The organism is Pinisolibacter aquiterrae (assembly GCF_019160155.1).
GTDB lineage: Bacteria > Pseudomonadota > Alphaproteobacteria > Rhizobiales > Ancalomicrobiaceae > Pinisolibacter > Pinisolibacter aquiterrae.
On record NZ_JAFNIH010000006.1, the window covers coordinates 29,870 to 49,966 of the forward strand.

Annotated in this window: 22 protein-coding genes; 7 read left to right on the forward strand and 15 right to left on the reverse strand. The window is 69.9% G+C overall.

Annotated elements, in window-relative coordinates:
* Positions 1–4 precede the first annotated feature (4 nt).
* The 4 genes from J3S89_RS01550 to J3S89_RS01565 all read right to left on the reverse strand — a co-directional run bounded on the left by J3S89_RS01550 (position 5) and on the right by J3S89_RS01565 (position 3,980).
* Complete coding sequence (locus J3S89_RS01550; RefSeq protein ID WP_217925717.1) at positions 5–1,264, reverse strand: transporter substrate-binding domain-containing protein; 1,260 nt, start codon at positions 1,262–1,264, stop codon at positions 5–7.
* A gap of 301 nt (positions 1,265–1,565) precedes the next feature.
* Positions 1,566–2,174: an ANTAR domain-containing response regulator gene (locus J3S89_RS01555; RefSeq protein ID WP_217925718.1), complete on the reverse strand. Its 609-nt coding sequence runs from the start codon at positions 2,172–2,174 to the stop codon at positions 1,566–1,568.
* Between the two features lie 16 nt (positions 2,175–2,190).
* Positions 2,191–3,336, reverse strand: a complete 1,146-nt coding sequence (locus J3S89_RS01560; protein ID WP_230488895.1) for a transporter substrate-binding domain-containing protein — start codon at positions 3,334–3,336, stop codon at positions 2,191–2,193.
* 170 nt (positions 3,337–3,506) lie between these two features.
* Positions 3,507–3,980 carry an Lrp/AsnC family transcriptional regulator gene (locus J3S89_RS01565; RefSeq protein ID WP_217925719.1) on the reverse strand — a complete coding sequence of 158 codons (474 nt, stop codon included), beginning with the start codon at positions 3,978–3,980 and terminating at the stop codon, positions 3,507–3,509.
* A gap of 118 nt (positions 3,981–4,098) precedes the next feature.
* Here J3S89_RS01565 and J3S89_RS01570 point away from each other — a divergent pair, with 118 nt between their 5' ends.
* Entirely contained in the window at positions 4,099–5,304 is a 1,206-nt protein-coding gene (locus J3S89_RS01570; RefSeq protein ID WP_217925720.1) for a diaminopropionate ammonia-lyase, read from the forward strand.
* Positions 5,301–6,596, forward strand: a complete 1,296-nt coding sequence (locus J3S89_RS01575; RefSeq protein ID WP_217925721.1) for a Zn-dependent hydrolase — start codon at positions 5,301–5,303, stop codon at positions 6,594–6,596. Before J3S89_RS01570 ends, J3S89_RS01575 begins: the two co-directional genes overlap by 4 nt.
* A gap of 92 nt (positions 6,597–6,688) precedes the next feature.
* Here the strand turns inward: J3S89_RS01575 and recF are convergent, their stop codons facing one another.
* Positions 6,689–7,885: a DNA replication/repair protein RecF gene (recF, locus tag J3S89_RS01580; RefSeq protein WP_217925722.1), complete on the reverse strand. Its 1,197-nt coding sequence runs from the start codon at positions 7,883–7,885 to the stop codon at positions 6,689–6,691.
* Positions 7,882–8,073, reverse strand: coding sequence for a DUF1192 domain-containing protein (locus tag J3S89_RS01585; RefSeq protein ID WP_217925723.1), 192 nt, complete (start codon positions 8,071–8,073; stop codon positions 7,882–7,884). The genes recF and J3S89_RS01585 overlap by 4 nt, the downstream gene beginning before the upstream one ends.
* Positions 8,074–8,175: 102 nt before the next feature.
* On the opposite strand from J3S89_RS01585, the gene J3S89_RS01590 reads away from it, so the two are divergent.
* The 5 genes from J3S89_RS01590 (at position 8,176) to J3S89_RS01610 (ending at position 12,212) form a co-directional block, all read left to right on the forward strand.
* Complete coding sequence (locus J3S89_RS01590; RefSeq protein WP_217925724.1) at positions 8,176–8,715, forward strand: dihydrofolate reductase family protein; 540 nt, start codon at positions 8,176–8,178, stop codon at positions 8,713–8,715.
* 180 nt (positions 8,716–8,895) lie between these two features.
* Positions 8,896–9,372 (forward strand): cupin domain-containing protein, encoded by a 477-nt coding sequence (locus J3S89_RS01595; protein ID WP_217925725.1) that lies wholly within the window; start codon positions 8,896–8,898, stop codon positions 9,370–9,372.
* A 62-nt stretch (positions 9,373–9,434) separates the two neighbouring features.
* Complete coding sequence (locus J3S89_RS01600; protein WP_217925726.1) at positions 9,435–10,433, forward strand: NAD(P)H-quinone oxidoreductase; 999 nt, start codon at positions 9,435–9,437, stop codon at positions 10,431–10,433.
* A 138-nt stretch (positions 10,434–10,571) separates the two neighbouring features.
* Positions 10,572–11,315: a DUF1013 domain-containing protein gene (locus J3S89_RS01605; protein WP_230488896.1), complete on the forward strand. Its 744-nt coding sequence runs from the start codon at positions 10,572–10,574 to the stop codon at positions 11,313–11,315.
* Positions 11,316–11,531: 216 nt separating this feature from the next.
* Positions 11,532–12,212 carry a response regulator transcription factor gene (locus J3S89_RS01610; protein ID WP_217925727.1) on the forward strand — a complete coding sequence of 227 codons (681 nt, stop codon included), beginning with the start codon at positions 11,532–11,534 and terminating at the stop codon, positions 12,210–12,212.
* 18 nt (positions 12,213–12,230) lie between these two features.
* Here the strand turns inward: J3S89_RS01610 and J3S89_RS01615 are convergent, their stop codons facing one another.
* The 9 genes from J3S89_RS01615 to J3S89_RS01655 all read right to left on the reverse strand — a co-directional run bounded on the left by J3S89_RS01615 (position 12,231) and on the right by J3S89_RS01655 (position 20,074).
* Positions 12,231–13,664, reverse strand: a complete 1,434-nt coding sequence (locus tag J3S89_RS01615; RefSeq protein WP_217925728.1) for a NahK/ErcS family hybrid sensor histidine kinase/response regulator — start codon at positions 13,662–13,664, stop codon at positions 12,231–12,233.
* Positions 13,661–14,770, reverse strand: a complete 1,110-nt coding sequence (locus tag J3S89_RS01620; RefSeq protein WP_217925729.1) for an FIST N-terminal domain-containing protein — start codon at positions 14,768–14,770, stop codon at positions 13,661–13,663. Before J3S89_RS01620 ends, J3S89_RS01615 begins: the two co-directional genes overlap by 4 nt.
* Positions 14,771–14,991: 221 nt before the next feature.
* On the reverse strand, positions 14,992–16,245 hold the full coding sequence (locus tag J3S89_RS01625; RefSeq protein WP_217925730.1) for a molybdopterin molybdotransferase MoeA: 1,254 nt from the start codon (positions 16,243–16,245) through the stop codon (positions 14,992–14,994).
* A gap of 61 nt (positions 16,246–16,306) precedes the next feature.
* Positions 16,307–17,152, reverse strand: coding sequence for an ABC transporter substrate-binding protein (locus J3S89_RS01630; RefSeq protein WP_217925731.1), 846 nt, complete (start codon positions 17,150–17,152; stop codon positions 16,307–16,309).
* 28 nt (positions 17,153–17,180) lie between these two features.
* Positions 17,181–17,909 carry an ATP-binding cassette domain-containing protein gene (locus tag J3S89_RS01635; protein ID WP_217925732.1) on the reverse strand — a complete coding sequence of 243 codons (729 nt, stop codon included), beginning with the start codon at positions 17,907–17,909 and terminating at the stop codon, positions 17,181–17,183.
* 5 nt (positions 17,910–17,914) lie between these two features.
* On the reverse strand, positions 17,915–18,616 hold the full coding sequence (locus tag J3S89_RS01640) for an ABC transporter permease (protein WP_217925733.1): 702 nt from the start codon (positions 18,614–18,616) through the stop codon (positions 17,915–17,917).
* 183 nt (positions 18,617–18,799) lie between these two features.
* Positions 18,800–19,345, reverse strand: coding sequence for a DUF2478 domain-containing protein (locus tag J3S89_RS01645; RefSeq protein WP_217925734.1), 546 nt, complete (start codon positions 19,343–19,345; stop codon positions 18,800–18,802).
* Positions 19,346–19,455: 110 nt separating this feature from the next.
* Positions 19,456–19,755: a hypothetical protein gene (locus tag J3S89_RS01650; protein ID WP_217925735.1), complete on the reverse strand. Its 300-nt coding sequence runs from the start codon at positions 19,753–19,755 to the stop codon at positions 19,456–19,458.
* 16 nt (positions 19,756–19,771) lie between these two features.
* Positions 19,772–20,074 carry a MoaD/ThiS family protein gene (locus J3S89_RS01655; protein ID WP_217925736.1) on the reverse strand — a complete coding sequence of 101 codons (303 nt, stop codon included), beginning with the start codon at positions 20,072–20,074 and terminating at the stop codon, positions 19,772–19,774.
* Positions 20,075–20,097: the final 23 nt, after the last annotated feature.

The following is a 20,097-nucleotide window of genomic DNA, read 5'->3' on the forward strand; positions in this document are numbered from 1 at the left end:
CCGATCAGAGCTTCAGCTTCGTGCTGTCGAGGCCGCTCGCCTTGCAGTAGAGGCCGGTCTCGGTCTCGCCGTAGGCGACGTAGGGCAGCGGGCGGATCGGCGCGTCGAGCTGCTGGACGATCTTGCCCTGGCCGTCGGCCTGCCACTGGGCGATGCGCGGGGTGAGGTAGGTGTGCTGGTTCTCGGCGTCGACCTTGACGTGCCCGTTGGGGGCGTCGAATTCCTGGCCGAGAACGGCGGCGCGGATCGTCTCCGGGGTCAGCTTGTCGCCGGCCTTGGCGGCGGCCTGCGCGAACAGATAGACCTGGAAATAGGCCGATTCCATCGCGTGATGGGTGACCGCCTTGGGATCCTTGACGTAGGCGCGGTAGCGCTCGACGAAGGATTTGTTGCGGTCGCTGTCGATCGCCTGGAAATAGGGGAAGGACGTGTAGGAGCCGGCGGCGTATTCCGCGCCCATCGCCGCGATCTCGACCTCGGAGGTGACCGAGGCGCAGATCGGCAGCTTGTCGTGGCTGAGGCCCTGGTTCTTGAACTCGCGATAGAAGGCGACCACCGAATCGCCGACCACGTTCGACAGGACCACGTCGCAGCCCGACGACTTGATCTTGTTGACCATCGAGCCCCATTCGGAATGGCCCAGCTCGAGATATTCGTCGGCGACCCACTCGCCGCCATTCTTCTCGATCAGGATCTTGCAGACCTTCGCCATCTCACGCGGATAGATGTAGTTCGATCCGACGATGAAGAACTTCTTCTTGCCGAGCGTGTTGATGATCCAGGGGATGAAGACAGAGAGCTGCTGGTTCGGGGTCGACCCGGTGTAGACGACGTTCTTCGAGCACTCGAAGCCTTCGTAATAGGTCGGGTAGAAGAGCAGGTTGTTGCGCTTCTCGAACACCGGCAGCACCGCCTTGCGGCTCGCCGAGGTGTAGCAGGCGAAGGCGGAGACGACGCGGTCGCGCACCACCAGCTTGGAGGCCTTCTCGTTGAAGGTCTTGGGGTCGGAGGCGCCGTCCTCGATGATCGGCTTGATCTTGCGGCCGTTGATGCCGCCCTTCTCGTTGATTTCGGCGATCGCCATCAGGGTCGCGTCGTTGAGTGACTTCTCGATGATCGACAGGCCCCCGGTGTGGGAGAACAGGACGCCGACCGGGATCTCCTCGGCGGCGGCGGCGCTCGAACCCAGAACGGCGGGCGCGGCGATCATGCCCGCGCCGGCGAGCGCGGTGTTCTTGAAGAATTCACGGCGGTTCAGTTTCATGACGGCCCTCTGTCGTGATCTCGATCGGGCATGGTCCCGTCCCGCGGGCACACGCCGTCCGTTGCCGAAAGGACATCCCTTCGGGGTGAATTCTCCCGAGCCCGCGCAAATGAAGCCGCGGGTCGAGAAAGATGATCTGGAACGCCGACGCCCCTGTCGGCTCCGACCGGGCAATAAAAAAGCCCGTCCACTCCGGTCAGGAGTGAAACGGGCTGCCCAGCCACGTGGCTCGTAACTCCATTGTCACGACGCCGTATACAAAATCGCGAGCGGGTGACCCGCCTCGACTTCGTTTCTGAAGTTAAGCACCTTTACGGGTCGATTTCAATAGGTCGTGCGCATTGACGATCGCGTCGGCCATTTCATCCATGGGTAGTCTCTTCGACATGGCCTGCTGCCGGAGGCTGTCGTAAGCCTCCTGTTCACTGAGGCCGGCGCTCTCCATCAGGATCGCCTTGGCCTTGGAGATGCGGTTGTTGCCGGAGAGCTTGCGTTCGAGCTTGCGGATGCGCTTTTCCGCCTCGACCCGTTCGAGCCAGAGGACGCGGGCGATGGTGAGGTTGGTGAGGAGGCCGAAGGGGCGGATCGGGCGATCGATCACCGCCTGAGCGCCGCATTCGAGCACCACCTGGAGCGTGCTGGGGTTCTCGTAGGAGACGACCGCGAGGAGGGTCGGGGCCCGGCCCTGGATGCCGCGCACCAGCTTCAGAATCCGGTCGCGGCCTTCATGGTCGACCGACAGGATCACGACGTCGGCGGACGGGCTGATGTCCTCGGGCAGCGGCCAGGTCGTCTCGCAGTTGCAGCCGATGCGCCGCAGATGCTCGACGAGAGCCACGCCCTCGCGATCCGGGGGATGGATCACCTGGATGCGCAGCCCACGAAGATCGCGGAGAATTTGAACGCTCACGGGGATCCCTGCCGATCTACTTCTTGATCCGAAGTCGAGCGAACGTCCAGTCGTCGAGTGTCGGCTCGACGAAATAGGGTTCGGGCTTGATTCTGACCTCCGGGTTCCACACCACCTCGAAACGGCCGTTCCGGTCGACGCGCGCCACCCGCGGCCACAGTTCGGTGTGGTGGTTGTCGGGGTCGATGCGGATGCGGCCCTGCGGCGCATCGTATTCGAGGCCGAGCAGATGCGGCACCAGCGCCTCCGGATCGTCGCTGCCGGCGCGGGTCAGCGCCTCGGCATAGAGCATGACCTGGAAATAGGCGGCCTCGGCGCAGGCGGTGACCGGGGCATCGGCCCCGAAACGCGCCTTGAAGCTCGCAACGAACTGCCGGGCCGCCGGCGTCTCGAGCCCCTCGAAGAAGGGGGCGGCGGTCAGATGGCAACAGGCGACGCCCGGCGACATCTCGGCGATCTCCGCCTCGCTGGTGGTCAGGCTGGCGATCGGCATCTTCTCGGCGTCGAAACCGGCCTCGTGGAAGGCGGTGTAGAACATCGCCGTGCCCTTGCCGACCACGGTGGAGAAGACCACGTCGGGCTCGTGCTTGCGGATCAGGCGGATGACGCGGTCGAAGTCGGAGGGCTGGCAATCCAGCGGCACATAGACCTCGTCCAGCACGCGCCCCTTCACCTGCCGCACCAGATCGGCCATCACCCGGTTCGATTCGTAGGGGAAGATGTAGTTCGAACCGATGAACAGGAAGCGGTGGCCGTAGTTCTCCATGATGTAGCGGGCGAGCTGCATCGAATTCTGGTTCGGCGCGGCGCCGGTGTAGAAGATACGGGGGTGATATTCGAACCCCTCGTAGAGCGTCGCGTAGAAGAGCAGGCCGCGATGGGCGTCGATCTCGGGCATCACCGCCTTGCGGGTCGACGACATGTAGCAGCCGAAGATCGAGCGGACCCCGTCCTCGCCGAGGAGCTTGGCGGCGAGCTGGCCGTAGAGGCGCGGCGAGGAGGCGGGATCGTAGATCACCGGCTCGAGCGGGCGTCCGAGAACACCGCCGGCGGCGTTGATCTGTTCGACGGCGAGCAACGTACCGTTCGCCTGCGTGCTCTCGATGCCGGCCGTCACGCCGCTCCGCGAGTAGAGCATTCCAATCCGCCAGGCGCCGTCCATCGGGTCATTATCCAATAAAAAAGCCCCTGTCCCCGCCGAAACGGGAATCAGAGGCTTCCTTGCCACATGGTGGGACCGTCTATGTCCTGCTCCCATCCTTAGTCGAATCCGCGACGAAGGGCAATGCGGAACCGCAGGGACGTCGCGCGCCGGTGCATCGAGGGGCCGGTTCACGGGTCGATCGGCACGGCGAGGCCGGTCTTGACCCGGTCCATGGCGACCAGACTGCGGAATTTTCGAATGTTGGCGTCGGCGAAGAAGAGGCGCCGGGTGAGGGCCTCGTAGTCGGCCATGGTCGCCACCAGCACGACCAGAACGAAGTCGGCCTCGCCGGTGACGTACCAGCACTGCTGGACCTCGGGCGCCGCCAGGAAGGCGCGTTTGGCGGCGTCTATGCGGTCGGCGCGTTCGCTGTCGAGTTCGACCTCGACGATGATGGTGAGGCCGCGATCGACCAGGGCCGGTTCGACCACCGCCACGTTGGCGCGGATGACGCCGGCCTCCTCGAGCCGGCGGATGCGACGCTGGACGGCGGGGGCGGAGAGGGCGACCGCCTCGCCGATGACGCGCTGGGGCGTGCGGGCGTCGCGTTGGAGGATGGCGAGAATGGCGCGATCGAAGCGGTCGAGATCGGGGGCGGGCACGGACGGTCCTCGCGGGTCGGGCCGGCGGCGAAACAAACTTGCGCCGGAGGGCCTCAGATTCAGTCCGAATTTCGTCACGCACGCAATATCGTCTCGTCGATCGACCGAGGAGATGCCGATGTTTCTCGCCAATACCCACCCCGACCACGGGCACGCGCTCGACCCCGCCGATGCCGCCGCTCTCGGCCCCGAGGCGGCGGCGGAGGCCTTGCGCCTGCTCGCCCATCGGCCGGGCTACGCGCCGACGCCGCTTCGCCGTCTCACCGGGCTCGCGCGGGCGACCGGGGTCGCGGCGATCACGGTCAAGGACGAGAGCGGCCGGCTCGGCCTCGGCAGCTTCAAGGCGCTCGGTGGGGCGCACGCGGTGGTGCGGCTGGTGCTCGAGGAGGCGTCGCGCCGGCTCGGCCGGGCGGTCGCGGTCGAGGAGATCGGCTCGCCCGAGGTGCGGGCGGTGGCGGCGGGGCTCACCTTCGCCTGCGCCACCGACGGCAATCATGGCCGTTCGGTCGCGCAAGGGGCGGGGCTGGTCGGGGCGCGATCGGTGGTCTTCGTCCACGCCGGGGTCAGCGAGGGGCGAATCGCCGCCATCGCCGCTCTCGGGGCGGAAATGGTGCGGGTCGCCGGCTCCTACGACGAGAGCGTCGCCGAGGCGGCGCGGGTGGCGGCGTGGGAGGGCTGGACGCTCGTCTCCGACACGTCGTGGCCGGGCTACGAGCGCATTCCCGGTCTGGTGATGCAGGGCTACACGGCGTTGGTCGCGGAAGCGCTCGACGCGCTCGAGGCGCCGCCGACCCATGTCTTCGTGCAATGCGGCGTCGGCGGCATCGCGGCGGCGGTCGCCGGCCACATGGCGACGGCGCTCGGGGCCGCGCGGCCGGCCTTCGTGGTGGTCGATCCGGCGCGGGCACCGTGCATGTTCGAGACGGCGCGGGCGGGCCGGCCGGTCAAGCTCGAGCCGGGCGAGCCGACGATCATGGCGATGCTCGATTGTTTCGAGCCGTCGTTGATCGCCTGGAGGGTTCTGTCGCGGGTCGCCGAGGGGTTCGTGACGGTCGAGGAGGACGAGGCGATCGCGGTGATGCGGCGTCTCGCTCATCCCGAGCCGGGCGATCCGGTGATCGTCGCCGGCGAGAGCGGCGGTGTCGGTCTCGCCGGCTTCCTGCAGACGGCGGGCGATCCGGCGACGCGGGCGGCGCTCGGGATCGACGCGGGGTCGCGGATCCTGGTGATCAACACGGAAGGGGCGACGGATCCCGCGCGGTGGGCGGCGCTGATGGGCGAGCCGGTTCCGGTCGTCGCGGGTGATCGGGAGGCGCGGGCATGACCACGGCCATTCTCGACGGCGCCCGTCTCCTCGGACGTCTCTCGGCGCTCGGCGCCATCGGCCGCGACGGCGAGGGCCGTCTCGCGCGTCTCGCCGCGACCGACGCCGACCGGGCCGGGCGGGCGGCGCTCATGGGCTGGATGGAGGCGGCGGGGCTCTCGGTCACGGTCGATCGGATCGGCAACGTCTTCGGGCGCTGGTCGACGCCGGAGAACGAGGCCGAGGCGCCGCTGCTCCTCGGCTCGCATATCGACAGCGTCGTGAACGCCGGCATGCTCGACGGCTGTTACGGCGTGCTCGGAGCGCTCGAGGTGATCGAGACCCTGAAGGCGGCGGGGGTTCGGACGGCGCGGCCGATCGTCGTCGCCGCCTTCACCAACGAGGAGGGTGCCCGCTTCGCGCCGGACATGTTGGGCTCGCTGGTCTTCGTCGGCGGGCTCGATCTCGACACGGCGCTCGCCACCGTCGGGGTCGACGGCGCCCGGCTCGGCGACGAGCTGGCGCGGATCGGCGCAGCCGGCACGGTGGACCCCGGCCATTTCAGGCCCGCCGCCTATGTCGAGCTGCACATCGAGCAGGGGCCGATCCTCGATCGCGAGGGCGTGCGGATCGGCGCGGTGGAAAATCTCCAGGGCATCTCCTGGCAGGAGGTGACGATCGAGGGCACCGCCAATCACGCCGGCACCACGCCGATGACGATGCGCCGCGACCCCGGGCTCGCCGCGGCGCGCACCGTCGCCTTCCTGGCCGATCGGGCGAACCGCTCGAACACGCCGACGGTGGCGACGGTCGGGCGGATGCGGTTTGCGCCCGACGTGATCAACGTGGTGCCGTCGCGGGCGGTCTTCACCGTCGATCTGCGTGATCCCGACGAGACCCGGTTGCGGGAGGAGGAGGCGGCGCTGGCGGCCCATCTCGACGGATTGGTCGCGGAAGGGTTCCGGGTCTCGGTCGAGCGGCTGGCGCGGTTCGAGCCGGTGGTGTTCGACGTGGGTCTCGTCGCGCGGATCGAGGCGGCGGCGGCGGCGCGTGGGCTCTCGTGCCGGCGGATGACGTCGGGGGCGGGGCACGACGCGCAGATGCTGGCGCGGATCTGTCCGGCGGCGATGATCTTCGTGCCGAGCCGCGACGGCATCAGCCACAACCCGCGCGAACACACCGACGCCGCCGATCTCGTCGCCGGTGCCGAGGTGCTGCTCGACCTGGTGCGGCGGCTCGTGGAGGACGGACGCCGGGTGATACCACTCTCGGAAAATCCCGACCCGTCGGGATTTTCCGAGGTCTCGGCCTGACCGGCCGACGCTCGGTCGGGCTTGCCTTCGCTCGGGATGTCTCGAACGGGTCGAAACGTCCCCAGCTCGGTATGAGGCCGTTCGCGACGACTTCAGCGGGTCTGGTCGATCCGGCCGCCGGCCAGCGTCCAGAGCGAGGCGCGATCGCCGAGCGCCTCGAAGGCGGTCGCGTCGGTGCCGGTCATCCAGCATTGCGAGCCGAGCGCCTCCAGCACGTCGAAGAGTTCGCCGCGCCGGCGCGGGTCGAGATGGGCGGCGATCTCGTCGAGGAGGAGGAGCGGCGCGCGGCCGGTGGTCTCGCCGACGAGGCGGGCATGGGCGAGGACGAGGCCCAGCAGCAACGCCTTCTGTTCGCCGGTCGAGGAGAGATGGGCCGGCATCGCCTTGGGGCCGTGGCGGACGGCGAGATCGGCGCGGTGCGGTCCGTCGAGCGTGCGGCCGGCGGCCTTGTCGCGGCGGCGCGTCTCGGCGAGGCGGGCGCGCCAGAGATCCTCGGCCTCGGCGGAGGGGCCGCCTCGCGCCACCATCGCCTCGAGGTCGCCCTCGAGCGCCAGTTCGGCGTGGGGGAAGGGCGCGTCGGCGCGGGTCGCCTCGATCAGACGTTCCAGGCAGGCGACGGTCTCGACCCGAGCGGAGGCGACGGCGACGCCGAGTTCGGCCATCTGGTCCTCGATCGCGGTGAGCCAGTCGAGATCGAGACGGTCGTCCTCGAGCAGGCGGTTGCGGCCGCGCATCGCCTTCTCGTAAGCCGAGACGCGGGCGCCGTGGCCGGGGTCGACGGCGAGGACGAGGCGGTCGAGGAAGCGGCGGCGATCGGCGGCGGGGCCGGTGAAGAGCCCGTCCATCGCCGGGGTCAGCCACAGCACCCGGCAATGGTCGAGCAACTCGTCGGTGGAGCGGGCGGCGACGCCGTCGATGCGGACGCGGCGCTGGCGGCTCTCGTCGTCGCCGGTGCCGGGTTCCGCGCCGGTGCCGATGCGCACGGCGCCGTCGGGGCCGTCGAGGCGGGCGAAGAGGCTCCAACCGCCGGAGCCGCCGATCCGCGCCATCTCGTCGAGGCGGGCGCGGCGGAAGCCGCGGCCGGGGGTCAGCAGCGACAGCGCCTCGAGCAGATTGGTCTTGCCGGTGCCGTTGTCGCCGGCGAGCACGACGTGGCGGCCGTCGGAGGAGATCTCGGCGGTGGCGTGGTTGCGGAAGTCGGTGAGACGCAGGTCCACGACCGCGACGCGGTCGGCGGCGAAGGCTCGCGCCGTTTCGGCCGGCGGCGCGGGGAGCGGGGTCGCGGTCAAAGGCGGAACACGGATTCGGCGGCGGAGCGCGAGGCGCGGCGTTTCTCCACCTCGGTCTCGAGGCGCGTGATCTCGGCACGCAGCAGAGCGATGCGCTCTTCCAACTCGCCGATCGAGACGAGGGCGACGTCCTGCCCGATCTCGTGGGCGGTCTTCTTCTTCACGGGTTCGTCGTCGATGAAGGCCATGGCCACGTCCGCCGGTCGCGCGGGGTCGGTTCGCCCCGTCCGTCGCGACTCAGTATAGAACTCGGTCGTGGGTTCCGCCAAACCGCGCGAGGGACAGCCGCCATGCCCGAGGTCGTCGTCTACATCGCCCAGTCGATCGACGGGTTCATCGCCGATCGCGACGGCTCGATCGATTGGCTGAAGCCGTTCGACGCGGCGGATTACGGCTGGGAGGCCTTCATCGCCGGCATCGACGCGGTGGTGATGGGCTCGGTCACCTATCGCGAGTGCCGACGCTTTCCCGAGTGGCCCTATCGCGGCAAGGCCTGTTTCGTGATGACCAAGGGGCCGCGCCTCGACGAGGACGGGCTCGCCGTCTTCGACGACCGTTCGGCGGTGGAGATCGCGGTCGACTGCGAGCGGGCCGGGCTCAAGCGGATCTGGGTGGTGGGCGGCGGCGGGCCGATCCGCGCCTTTCTCGACGCCGGGCTGGTGCGGCGGATCCACCTCTTCCAGATCCCGATCCTGCTCGGGGCCGGCACGCCCTTGTGGGTGGCCGGGCGACGGCGGTGGGAGGCGACGATGGTGCGCGCCACGGTCCATCCCAACGGCGTGGTGGAGACCGTCCACACGGTCGAGGTTCCCTCTCTCGCGCGGAAGTGACACCCGTCACATGAAAGCCCGACAGGTCGGACTTTCATGTGGTCGCGGCCTGACCGGCCGGCGCCCGTTCGGGCTTGCCTTCGCCCGCGAAGTTTCGAAAAGATCGAAACTTCGCAAGCTCGGTATGACAGAAGCCGGGGCAGGGGGTAGCCTCACGCTCCATCGTTTCGGGAGGTTCCCATGGCCGCACCTCGCATGCCCGCCTTCGATCCCTTCGACGTCGCCGAAAGCAATGCCACCGCCTATCCCGAGCCGCTCGCCGAGCCCAATCGCCACCGCTGGAACCGGCGGCTCGGCGACGCGGTCGGGCTGACGCGCTTCGGCGTGACGCTGACGCGGATCGAGCCGGGCGGGCAGTCGTCCTATCGCCATGCCCATTCCGCCCAGGACGAATTCGTCTGGGTGCTGGAGGGCGACGTCACCATGGAGACCGACGAGGGCGTGCAGATCCTGCGGCCGGGCACCTGCGCCGGTTTTCCGGCCGGGGGCGGCACGACCCATCGCTTCGTCAATCACGGCGACCGCGACGCGCTGATCCTGGTGGTCGGCGACCGGACCCCGGGCGACGACGTCACCTATGCCGATCTCGACATTCGCGGCCGTTCCGAGGACGGCCGCCGCTACACCTTCACCCGCAAGGACGGTTCTTCGTTCTGACCGACGCTTCGCCGTTCCCTCGGCCGACCGGGCGTGAGGGAGGGCCCGCAGGAGACGTTCCCATGACCTCGATCCCCGCCACCCAGACCGTGATCGCCGTGCCGACCCCCGGCGGGCCGGAGGCGCTCGTCGCCGAGACGCGCGCGGTGCCGGCGCCGGGCCCCGGTGAGATCCTGGTCAAGGTGGCGGCGGCCGGGGTCAACCGGCCGGACGTGCTCCAGCGCGAGGGCGGCTATCCGCCGCCCAAGGGCGCCTCCGACATTCCGGGCCTCGAGATCGCCGGCACGGTGGCGGTGCTGGGCGAGGGGGTGAGCGGCTTCGCGCTCGGCGACGCGGTGGTGGCGCTGCTCTCCGGCGGCGGTTACGCCGAATGGGCGGTGGTCGACGCGCGCTGTGTCCTGCCGCTGCCGAAGGGGCTCTCGATGGTCGAGGGGGCGGGCATCCCCGAGACCTTCTTCACCGTGTGGTCGAACGTGTTCGATCGGGCGCGGCTGAAGCCGGGCGAGGTGTTCCTGATCCACGGCGGCACTTCCGGGATCGGCGTCACCGCGATCCAGCTCGCCAAGGCCTTCGGCGCGACGGTGATCGCGACCGCCGGCGGGGCGGCGAAATGCGACCGCTGCCGCGCGCTCGGCGCCGATCTCGCCATCGACTATCGCGAGCAGGATTTCGTGAAGGAGGTCAAGGATTTCACGGGCGGCAAGGGTGCCGACGTGATCCTCGACATGGTCGGTGGCGACTATATCGAGAGGAACCACGAGGCCGCCGCCGTCGAAGGGCGCATCGTCCAGATCGCCTTCCTGCGCGGCTCGAAGGCGACGGTGAACTTCATGCGGGTGATGCTGAAGCGGCTGACCCACACCGGCTCGACGCTGCGCGCCCGCGACGCCGCCTTCAAGGGGGCGATCGCGGCGGCGCTGCGTGAAAAGGTCTGGCCCTTGATCGAGGCCGGCCGGGTGAAGGTGGTGGTCGATTCCACCCATCCCTTGGCGGAGGTCGTCGAAGCGCACCGGCGCATGGAGACCAATGCTCACGTCGGCAAGATCATCCTGACGGCATGACCTACGGGGAACCCCCTCATTAATGCGGATTTGCGCGGAGTCCGCGCTCGCGCTATAGAGGGTCATCCCCGATCATTCGATCCGCATCCGCTTCTCCCGTCCTGCCGGCCGGGGGAAGCCACGAGGAAGGTCCATCCGATGGCGACCCCGACGAACACTCCGCTGATGCCCAAGGCCACCGCCGTCTGGCTGGTCGAGAACACGGCGCTCTCCTTCGACCAGATCGCGGCCTTCTGCCGGCTGCATCCGCTCGAGGTGAAGGCGATCGCCGACGGCGAGGCGGCCCAGGGCATCAAGGGTCTCGATCCGATCATCACCGGGCAGCTGACCCGCGAGGAGATCGACAAGGCGGTCAAGAACCCCGACCATCGCCTCAAGCTCGCCGACCCCAAGGTGCGGGTGCCGGAAGCCAAGCGCCGTGGCCCGCGCTACACGCCGGTGTCGCGCCGTCACGATCGCCCCAACGCGATCCTGTGGCTCCTGCGCAATCATCCCGAGCTCAAGGACGCGGCGATCATGCGCCTCGTCGGCACCACCAAGACGACGATCCAGCAGATCCGCGAGCGCACCCATTGGAACGCCGCCAATCTCGCCCCGTCCGATCCGGTGACGCTCGGCCTCTGCTCGCAGCTCGAGCTCGACCTCGAGGTGGAGAAGGCGGCCAAGGGCATGCCGGTCCGCGAGGCGGGTGATCCCGGCGCGGCGACCCTGCTGCCGGTCGACGAGACGGTGACGCCGGAGGGGCTGGTCGGCGCCGGCAACTACGGTTCCGGATCGCGCGGCGAGGAGGCCGACGATCTCGACGCCGACAAGATCTTCGCCAAGCTCAAGAGCCTCAAGGGGCCGGACGCCGACGCCGAGGAGGAGTCCGAGGGCTTCTGATCCCTTCGGATCTCTCGATTTCGACCGGACAGGGCGGGGGCGACCTCGCCCTGTTTCGCGTCTTCGGCGCGAAATTCGATCGAAAGGAGGGCGCGGCGGCGGTTCCATCGCGGAGAATTGCGACTTCCAACCGGCCGCGCCGCGCGGCATTGTGAAGAGCGGCGACGGTCGCGGCGTCACGGGAGAACGCCGCCGAGCCGGAACCGGGAGCCGAACATGCATCACTTTCTGATCATCGACGATCATCCCTTGTTCCGTGAGGCGATCCAGATCGCGTTGCGGGTCGTCAGCCAGAAGGCGGAGATCCACGAGGCGACGACGATCGACGACGCGGTGGAGATGATCGCGGGGCGGCGGCGCGGCTACGATCTGGCGCTGCTCGACCTGTCGCTGCCGGGCACCTCGGGTTTCGAGGGGCTCCTGCTCCTGCGCACGCGCTTTCCGCGCCTGCCGATCCTGGTGGTCTCGGCCCACGACGATCCGCGCATCGTGCGCGAGGCGATGTCGCACGGCATCTCCGGTTTCGTCTCCAAGGCGGCCAAGAAGGGCGAGATCGCCCGCGCCGCCACGCTGGTGCTGGCGGGCGGGGTCTATGTGCCCGACTGGTTCGAGAAGGCCAGCGCGCCGGTCGCCTTCGAGGACGGCGAGTTGATGACGCGGCTCTCCAGCCTGACGCCGCAGCAGATGCGGGTGCTGCAGATGCTGCGCCAGGGCCTGCTCAACAAGCAGATCGCCCACGAGCTCGACGTCGGCGAAACGACCGTCAAGGCGCACGTCTCGGAGATCCTGCGCAAGCTCGGCGTGTTCTCGCGCACCCAGGCGGTGATCGAGGCCGCCAAGATCGACTTCGATCGTTTCATGGAGCCCGACACCGGGTTCACGCCGCCGCGCCGGTGAACCCTCTCGGCGGGGGTATCAGGCGAGGAGATGCGCCATCAGCGCGCGCAGCTCGGCCGGTTTGACGGGCTTGCGCATCAATTCGAGCCCGTTGGCGGCGAGGCGTTCCTCGATCTCGCGGCCGTAGTCGGCGGTGATGACGATCGCCGGGACCTCCTGGTCCCAGGCCTCGGTCATGGTGGCGATCGCCTCGACGCCGGTCTCGTCGTCGAGGTGATAGTCGACCAGCAACAGATCGGGGCGGCGGGCGTTCTCCTCGACGAGGGCGATGATGCCGGCGGCGCCGGCGGCGGGGATCGCCTCGCAGCCCCATTGCCGCACCAGTTCGACCGTCGCCTCGCGCACCGCCGGATCGTTGTCGATCACGGCGACGAGGGCGCCGGCCATGCCCCAGCCGGGCCGGCCGAGGGCGTTGACGGCGGCGGGCGAGAAGGTCGGGGTCGGCGGCCGGTCGGCCCGTTCGATCTCGATGGAGAAGCGGGTGCCGCGCCCGACCCGCGAGGTCAGGGTGACGGTGTGATCGAGGACGTCGGCGAGACGCTGGACGATCGACAGACCGAGCCCGAGGCCGACCTCGCCGTCCTGCGTCTGGCCGCGGCCGCGGTGGAACTCCTCGAAGACGGTGGCGTATTGATCCTCGGAGATGCCGGGGCCGGTGTCGATCACGTCGATGCGGACGCGGCGGCCGCGCCGGCGCGCGCCGACCAGGACGCGGCCGCGCTCGGTGTAGCGCAGGGCGTTGCCGATCAGGTTCTGCAGGATCCGGGTCAACATGATCGGATCGGTGGAGACGTGGGCGCTCGACGGCATCATGGTGAGGCGCAGGCCGCGCCGCTCGGCGACGGGGGCGTGATCGGTGACGAGATCGGCGAAGAGCTGGCCGAGGCCGACGCTGGTGATCTGCGGCACCATCACCCCGGCGTCGAGGCGGGAAATGTCGAGCAGGGTCTTGAGCAGGCCCTCGATGGTGGCGAGCGCGCGCTCGACCTGACGCGACAGCCGGCGTCCGTCGGCGTCCTTCTGCAATTCGGCGAGCGCGCTCGACGAGAGCCGGGCGGCGGCGAGAGGTTGCAGCAGGTCGTGACCGGCCTGGGCGAGGAAGCGGGTCTTGGAGCGGTTGGCGCGCTCGGCCATGTCCTTGGCGACGAGCAACTGCTCGTTCATCTGCTCGACCTTGCGCAGGGCGTTCATCAACTCGTCGGTGCGCAGGCGGACCTGGCGCTCGAGGCCGATGGTGGTCTGGAACAGCGAGAAGGCATTGGCCTGACTGTCGACGCTGCGCTCGACGCGGTCGATCAGCACGGCGTTGATCTTCTCGAGCTTGGCGATGCGGGCCTCGAGGCGGGCGATCTCGGCGGCGTCGGTCGTCGGGGCGGGCGGGTCGGCCGGTGGCGGCGCGGCGGGCGGCGGGCGGCGCCCACGGCGCGCGCCTTCGGGGTGCGTCGCGGTCATGACGGCGTCCGCCGGCGGCCGAAGGCGACGCCGGTGAAGGTGTGGTTGAGGTGCATGGCGTTGTATTGTTCGCCATAGGTGTTGAAGCCGATCACCGCGAAGCGGCGGAAGAGATCGGCGATGCGGCCGAGGATCTGGCGGCTCTCGGCCTCGAGCTTGCGATGGACACAGTCGAAGCCGAGCACGAAGTCGATGCCGTCGAGGTCGTCGTCGAGACGGAGCAGGGTCTCCTCGAGCGCGTCGACCATGTCACGGGTCTCGGCGACGGTCAGCACCACGCCGGTGTCGATGGCGCAGTAGAAGGACAGGCTGCCGTCCATGTTCATCTTCTGGATCGAGCGGCAGTAATATTCCCCGCCGACCCGCACCAGCAGGGGGTGGGCGGCGAATTCGTTGCCGCTCGGCTCGGTCCGGTCGAGGCGGGTGGCGTCGGCGAAGGCCTCCCAGGCCGGCTCGGCGTCGAGTTCGGAGACGACCCGATTGTCGGGATCGCAGGCCGTGACCACCAGTTTGGTGGCGGTCGGCTCGAAATGATCGGACTTGAAGACCCGGAAGGGCCGCGAGGTGCGCACCAGCATCAGGAGGCCGGCGTCGCGGATCACCTCGCCGTCGCAGATCACGAAGGTGTTCTGGAAGGAGAGATCGTCGCCGGTCGAGCCGCCGACCAGGGGAATGTCGTGCAGCGCGCGCTGAAGCGCGGCGAGGACGACCTCCTCGCGCTGGCACAGGCCGTCGAGCAGGGTGAGGCCGAAGAGATCGCGATCGTCGGCCGCCCCGCCGAGGCGACGGCGCAGCGCGGCGACCAGCTCGCCGCCTTCCTCGAGGCCGAAACGACTGAGGGCGCGCAGCGGCGCGCAGACGATCTGGAAGTCGTCCTTCAGGAAGGCGAGGGCGACCAGACCGGATTCGATCGGGCCCTGGGGCGCGAGTTCACCGGCGGTCGAACAACCCGCCTGGGGCAGGCCGGGGCAGCGCGTGGCCATGGCTTCGGCCAACTCGTCGGCATCGTAATGCGACGAGGCGAAGACGAGCAGGAAACCGACGTCGGCGAGGTCGCCGATCGCCGCGACGATCTCCTCGATCGCGGCGGCGGAGTCGGTCCGCATGGAGACGGCGATGCGCACGCCTCGGTCCGACGGTGCGATCGAAGGCCTCGCTCGCCTTCTCTCCAAAAGGGTCGAAGGCTCCATGGGCACGCGTATTCCCTCCGGGATCCGGCGTCTTTCGGTTTCTTGCGGCCGGTTCGTCCATTATTCGCCGGGGGGAGGGAATCGCAAGGAAATTGCGTTTTGCCTGAATGTTCACAACGATTTGGCGGGGCGAAACCTCACACCAGCAGGCGGTAGTCGAGATAGGGCACGAGATCGCCGGCGGCGACGCGGGTGGTCTCCTCGGCGAGTTCGACGAGCCCGTCGGTGCGGGTCAGCGAGGTGAGGACGCCGGCGCCGTCGATCGGATACTTCCGGGCGACGAGACGGCCGTCCTCGAGCTCGAGCGAGACGCGGACATATTCGCGGCGGCCGGCCTTCTTCCTGTAATCGAAGGCGGCGATCACCGACTGGCGCGGCAGGGGGGCGACGGTCGCCCCGGAGAGCGCCGCGACGACGGGACGCAGCACGTGGGCCCAGGTGACGAAGACGGCGACCGGGTTGCCGGGCAGGCCGACGAAGGCGGCGCCGTCGACGACGCCCATGGCGACGGGACGGCCGGGCTTGATGGCGAGGCGCCAGAACACCATCGAGCCGCCCTTCGCGAGCGCCGCCTTGACGTGATCCTCCTCGCCGGTCGAGACGCCGCCGGAGGTGACGACGAGATCGTGATCATGCGCGGCGGCGGCGAGACGGGCGGCGGTCTCGCCGACCTCGTCCTTCAGGATGCCGAGATCGGTGACGAGGCAGCCGGCGCGGGCGAGCATCGCCATCAGCGAGAAGCGGTTGGAATCGTAGAGCGAGGCGGGCGCGAGCGGCTGGCCGGGCTCGAGGATCTCGTCGCCGGTGGAGAAGACCGCGACGCGGGGGCGGCGGATCACCTCGATCTCGGCGATGCCGAGGGCGGCGGCCAGCGCCACGTCGCGCGGGTCGAGCCGGCGGCCGGCGGGGAGCGCCTCGGTGCCCTTCGCGATGTCCTCGCCGCGCGGGCGGGCGTTGGCGCGGGGCTTCAGGCCGGCGGGCAGGCGGACGCGGCCGTCGTCGAGGACGGCGACGTCCTCCTGCATGAAGACGGTGTCGCAGCCCTCCGGCATCGGCGCGCCGGTGAAGATGCGCACGGCGCGGCCGCGTTCGGCGCGATGGCCGGCGCCGTGACCGGCGGTGACGCGACCGCCGACCTCCATCTCGGTCGGCCCCTCGGGGGCGAGATCGGCGTGGGCGACGGCCCAGCCGTCGACGGCGGAATTGTCGAAGGGCGGCAGGTCGACCGGCGCGAGGAGCGGGCGGGCGAGGACGCGGCCGTCGGCGGCGGCGAGGGCGACGCGCTCGGTCTCGGCGATCGGCGGCACGTGGGCCGCGACATGGGCGAGGGCTTCCTCGATGCGCATGAGATCGCCGCCGAAGGCGAAGGCGTCGTCGGTCAATTGGGCCATGGGGTCCTCGTCGCGAAGGGGCGGGCGCGGGCGTCCTTCGATCCCGCGCCCGATCCGGGCGTCAGGCGCCGGGCTGGTTCGCGTTGGGGAAGAACAGCTGTTCGCCGCCGATCTTATAGTCGGCGATGGTCTTCTGTCCCTCCGGTCCCGTCAGCCATTCGACGAAAGCGGCGGCCTCCTTCGCCTTCACGGTGGGGAACTTCTCGGGGTTCACCACCATCACGCCGTACTGGTTGAAGAGGCGCTTGTCGCCCTCGACGACGATGGCGAGGTCGCCGCGATTCTTGAAGTTGAGCCACGTGGCGCGGTCGGCGAGCACATAGGCGTTCATCGCCGAGGCGGTGTTGAGGGCGGCGCCCATGCCCTGGCCGATCTCGCGGTACCAGTCGCCGCGAACCTTCTCGAGGTCGACGTTCGCCGTCTTCCAGAGCTTCAGCTCGGCCATGTGGGTGCCGGACTTGTCGCCGCGCGACACGAAGGGCTCCTTCTTGGTCTCGATCGCGGTCAGCGCGGCGGCGATGTCCTTGCCGCCCGCGACGCCGGCCGGGTCGGACTTCGGGCCGATCAGCACGAAGTCGTTGTACATCACCGGCTTGCGCTCCTTGGAGAAGCCCTCGGAGAGGAACTTCTCCTCCGCCGCCTTGGCGTGGACGAAGACGACGTCGGCATCGCCGCGACGGCCGGTGTCGAGGGCCTGCCCGGTGCCCTGCGCCACGATCTTCACCTCGATGCCGGTCTTCTTGGTGAAGATCGGCAGGAGGTAGCCGAAGAGGCCGGAATCCTGGGTCGAGGTGGTCGATGCGACGACGATCGAGGCGGTCGGCTTGGCGTCCTGCGCCTGGGCGGGAAGCGCCACGGCGAGGCCGAGGGCGGCGGCGAGAAGCGTACGTCGAGCGAGATGGATCATCTTCGGATCTCCTGGGTCGTCGTCGAGGTCAGTCGAGAAGGTCTCCGGCGAGAAAGGCCCGGGCCTTCCCGGTCGCCGGAGCCGTGAAGAAGGCGGCGGCGGACGCGTCCTCGCGGATGCGGCCGGCGTGGACGAAGAGGACGCGGTCGGCGAGGCGGCGCGCTTGGCCGAGGTCGTGGGTCGCCATCATCAGGGTGCGGCCCTCGTCCTTCAGTGCCCGCAGCATCTCCTCGATGGCGCGGGTGGCGGAGGGGTCGAGCTGGGAGGTCGGCTCGTCGAGGAAGAGCACGTCGGCGTCGAGCGCCCAGGCGCGGGCGATGGCGAGGCGTTGCTGTTCGCCACCGGAGAGGACGCGGGCCGGGCGATCGGCGAGATCGGCGAGGCGGAAGCGCTCGAGCGCGGCGCGGGCGCGGGCGCGGCGGGCCTCGTAGCCGAGGCCAGCGGCAGCGAGGGCATGCGTGAGATTGGCGAAGACGGAGCGGCGCAGCATCACCGGCTTCTGAAACACCATGGTGTGACGCTTGACGCCGGCGGCGCGCCCCTCCGGGAGCGCCCAGCGGACCCGGCCGGCGGTCGGGGTGAGAAGCCCATGGCAGAGGCGGAGCAGCAGCGACTTGCCGGCGCCGTTGGGGCCGAGCAGGACCGTGGTCGCGCCGCGCTCGAGGTGCAGGTCGATGCCGTCGATCAGGCGGCGGCCGTCGACCTCGAAGACGAGGCTCTCGACCGTCAGCGGCAGAATGGAGGTGGTGTCGCGCATGGCCGTCATCTCGCGTGGCGGGCCCCGACGCGTCCGGCGCCGAAGGCGACCGCGTTCAGGATCAGCGTGAGCAGGATCAGGATCAGGCCGAGACCGAGCGCCAGCGGCAGGTCGCCCTTGGAGGTCTCGAGCGCGATGGCGGTGGTCATGGTGCGGGTGTGGCCGGCGATGTTGCCGCCGACGATCAGCACCGCGCCGACCTCCGCCGAGGCGCGGCCGAATCCGGCGAGGAGCGCGGTCACCAGCGAGAAACGGGCGTCCCACAGGAGGGTCGGCACGGCGCGGGCGCCGGTGAGATCGAGCGAGGCGAGGTGCTCGGCATATTCGCGCCAGAGGTCCTCGATGGTCTGGCGGGTGAGCGCCACGACGATCGGCAGGACCAGCATCGTCTGGGCGAGGATCATCGCCTTGGCGGAGAAGAGCCAGCCGAGGGGGCCGAGCGGGCCGGAGCGCGACAGGAGCAGGAAAATCGCCAGACCCGCGACCACCGGCGGCAGGCCCATCATGGCGTTGACCAGCACCACCACGGCGGTGCGGCCGGGGAAGCGGGCGATGCCGAGCAGGGCGCCGAGCGGCAGGCCGATCAGCGCGGCGAGGGTCACGGCGGAGAGCGTCACCTTCAGACTCAGGCCGACGATCGGCCAGAACCCCGGGGTGGCCCCGCCGAGCAGATCGGCGATCGCGGTGATGATCGCGGCGAAGTCCATCACCCCTCCCTGTCGGCCGCGCGGCCGGCCTCGTGTCGTCGCCCGTTCCGTCTTCGTTGCGTGATCTGGGGCAAAACGATCGAGCGGACCCTAACACCGAATGGGGCGGGGCGCCTCCTTCTTTGGGCGAAAAACCGAGCCGCGCAGGCGCGGTCGGTGGCTTTGGGCGAAGATCCGCGCCGCTCAGGCGCGGCCGGTCGCCGAGAGTGCCCAGGCGACGACGGCGTCGACGTCGGGGGGGAGGGTGAGGAAGTCGTCGCCGGCGAAGTCGCCCCAGGCGCCGGTCTGCCCGTCGCGCATGACGACCAGGGTCGGGATGCCGGCGATCATCGCCTGGGCGATCTCCTCGCGGACGCCGTGGCCGGCGGCCTCCTGCTTGGCGAACTTGCCGACGAAGACGAGGTCGACGCCGTCGTCGATCGCCTTGGTGATGGCGAGGCGGGCGCGGGTGAGGCCGTCGACGTCGAGGATGCAGCTGTCGGCGCCGGCGCCGAGGTCCTGGCTGATCGCGGTGGCGTCGCCGGAGACGACGTCCTCGAGCAGCATGGCGTGACGGCCGTTGGCGAGGAGGTCGCCGAACCGGGGCACGACGCCGCCGAGGCTCATGTCGCCGCGGGCGGCGAGTCGATCGCGGACGGCGGCGAGCAGCGGGCCGACGTCGAAGCCGGGTTCGTAGACGACCACCGCGAGCGCGGGGACGGCGGGGGAGGCGGGGGAGGTCTGGGTCATCGCATCGTCTCGGGGGATCGTCTCGGCCAATCGGCGGGCCGGTCGCGAGCCTAGGCGGCGGCGCGGCCGGCGTCCATCGTGCTTCGGAACGAGATCGCGTCCCGAGCGGCTCAGCCGCCGCCCTTCTGGAAGACACGATGGAAGCGCTCCAGGAAGCGGGCGGCGCGGGCGTCGTCGTAGCCCGTCAGCGTCAGGACCGCGTCGGTGAGAGCGATGCGGATCAGGGCGACGGCGCGTTCGCGCGGCTCCCCGAGGGCGATCGACCAGCTCTCCCCAGGCGCGGCCCCGGCGCCGGAGACGACGCGGTCTCCGACGGCGAGCGCGGCGCCCTCGACGAGATGCGGCGCGTAACGGCGCAGTTCGTCGAAGGTGAGCGCCATCTCGAAACGGAACGTGCGGGTCTCGTCCAAGCCTGCGGCGCTCCCCTCAGCCGCCGGCGATCGGCGGCCAGATCGACAGGACCTCGCCCTCGACCAGGGCGCGCGTCCCGCGTCTCTCGGGTTCGACGAAGGCGCCGTCGATCAGGACGATGGCGCACAGCGCGGCCGGCAGGTCGAGCGCGGCGATGATCGCCGCCGGCGTGGTGCCGGCCGGCACGGCGAGGCGGATCTCGTTGCGGCGGGCGCCCTCGGGCAGCCAGCGCTCGAGCATGGCGAAGAGCTTCAGCGTCACGGCGATGGTCGCGCCGGTCTCGGGGGCGTGGCCCTTCATGGCGAGCGTGTGCATCATCGCCGTCCTCCTCGGGATGGGGA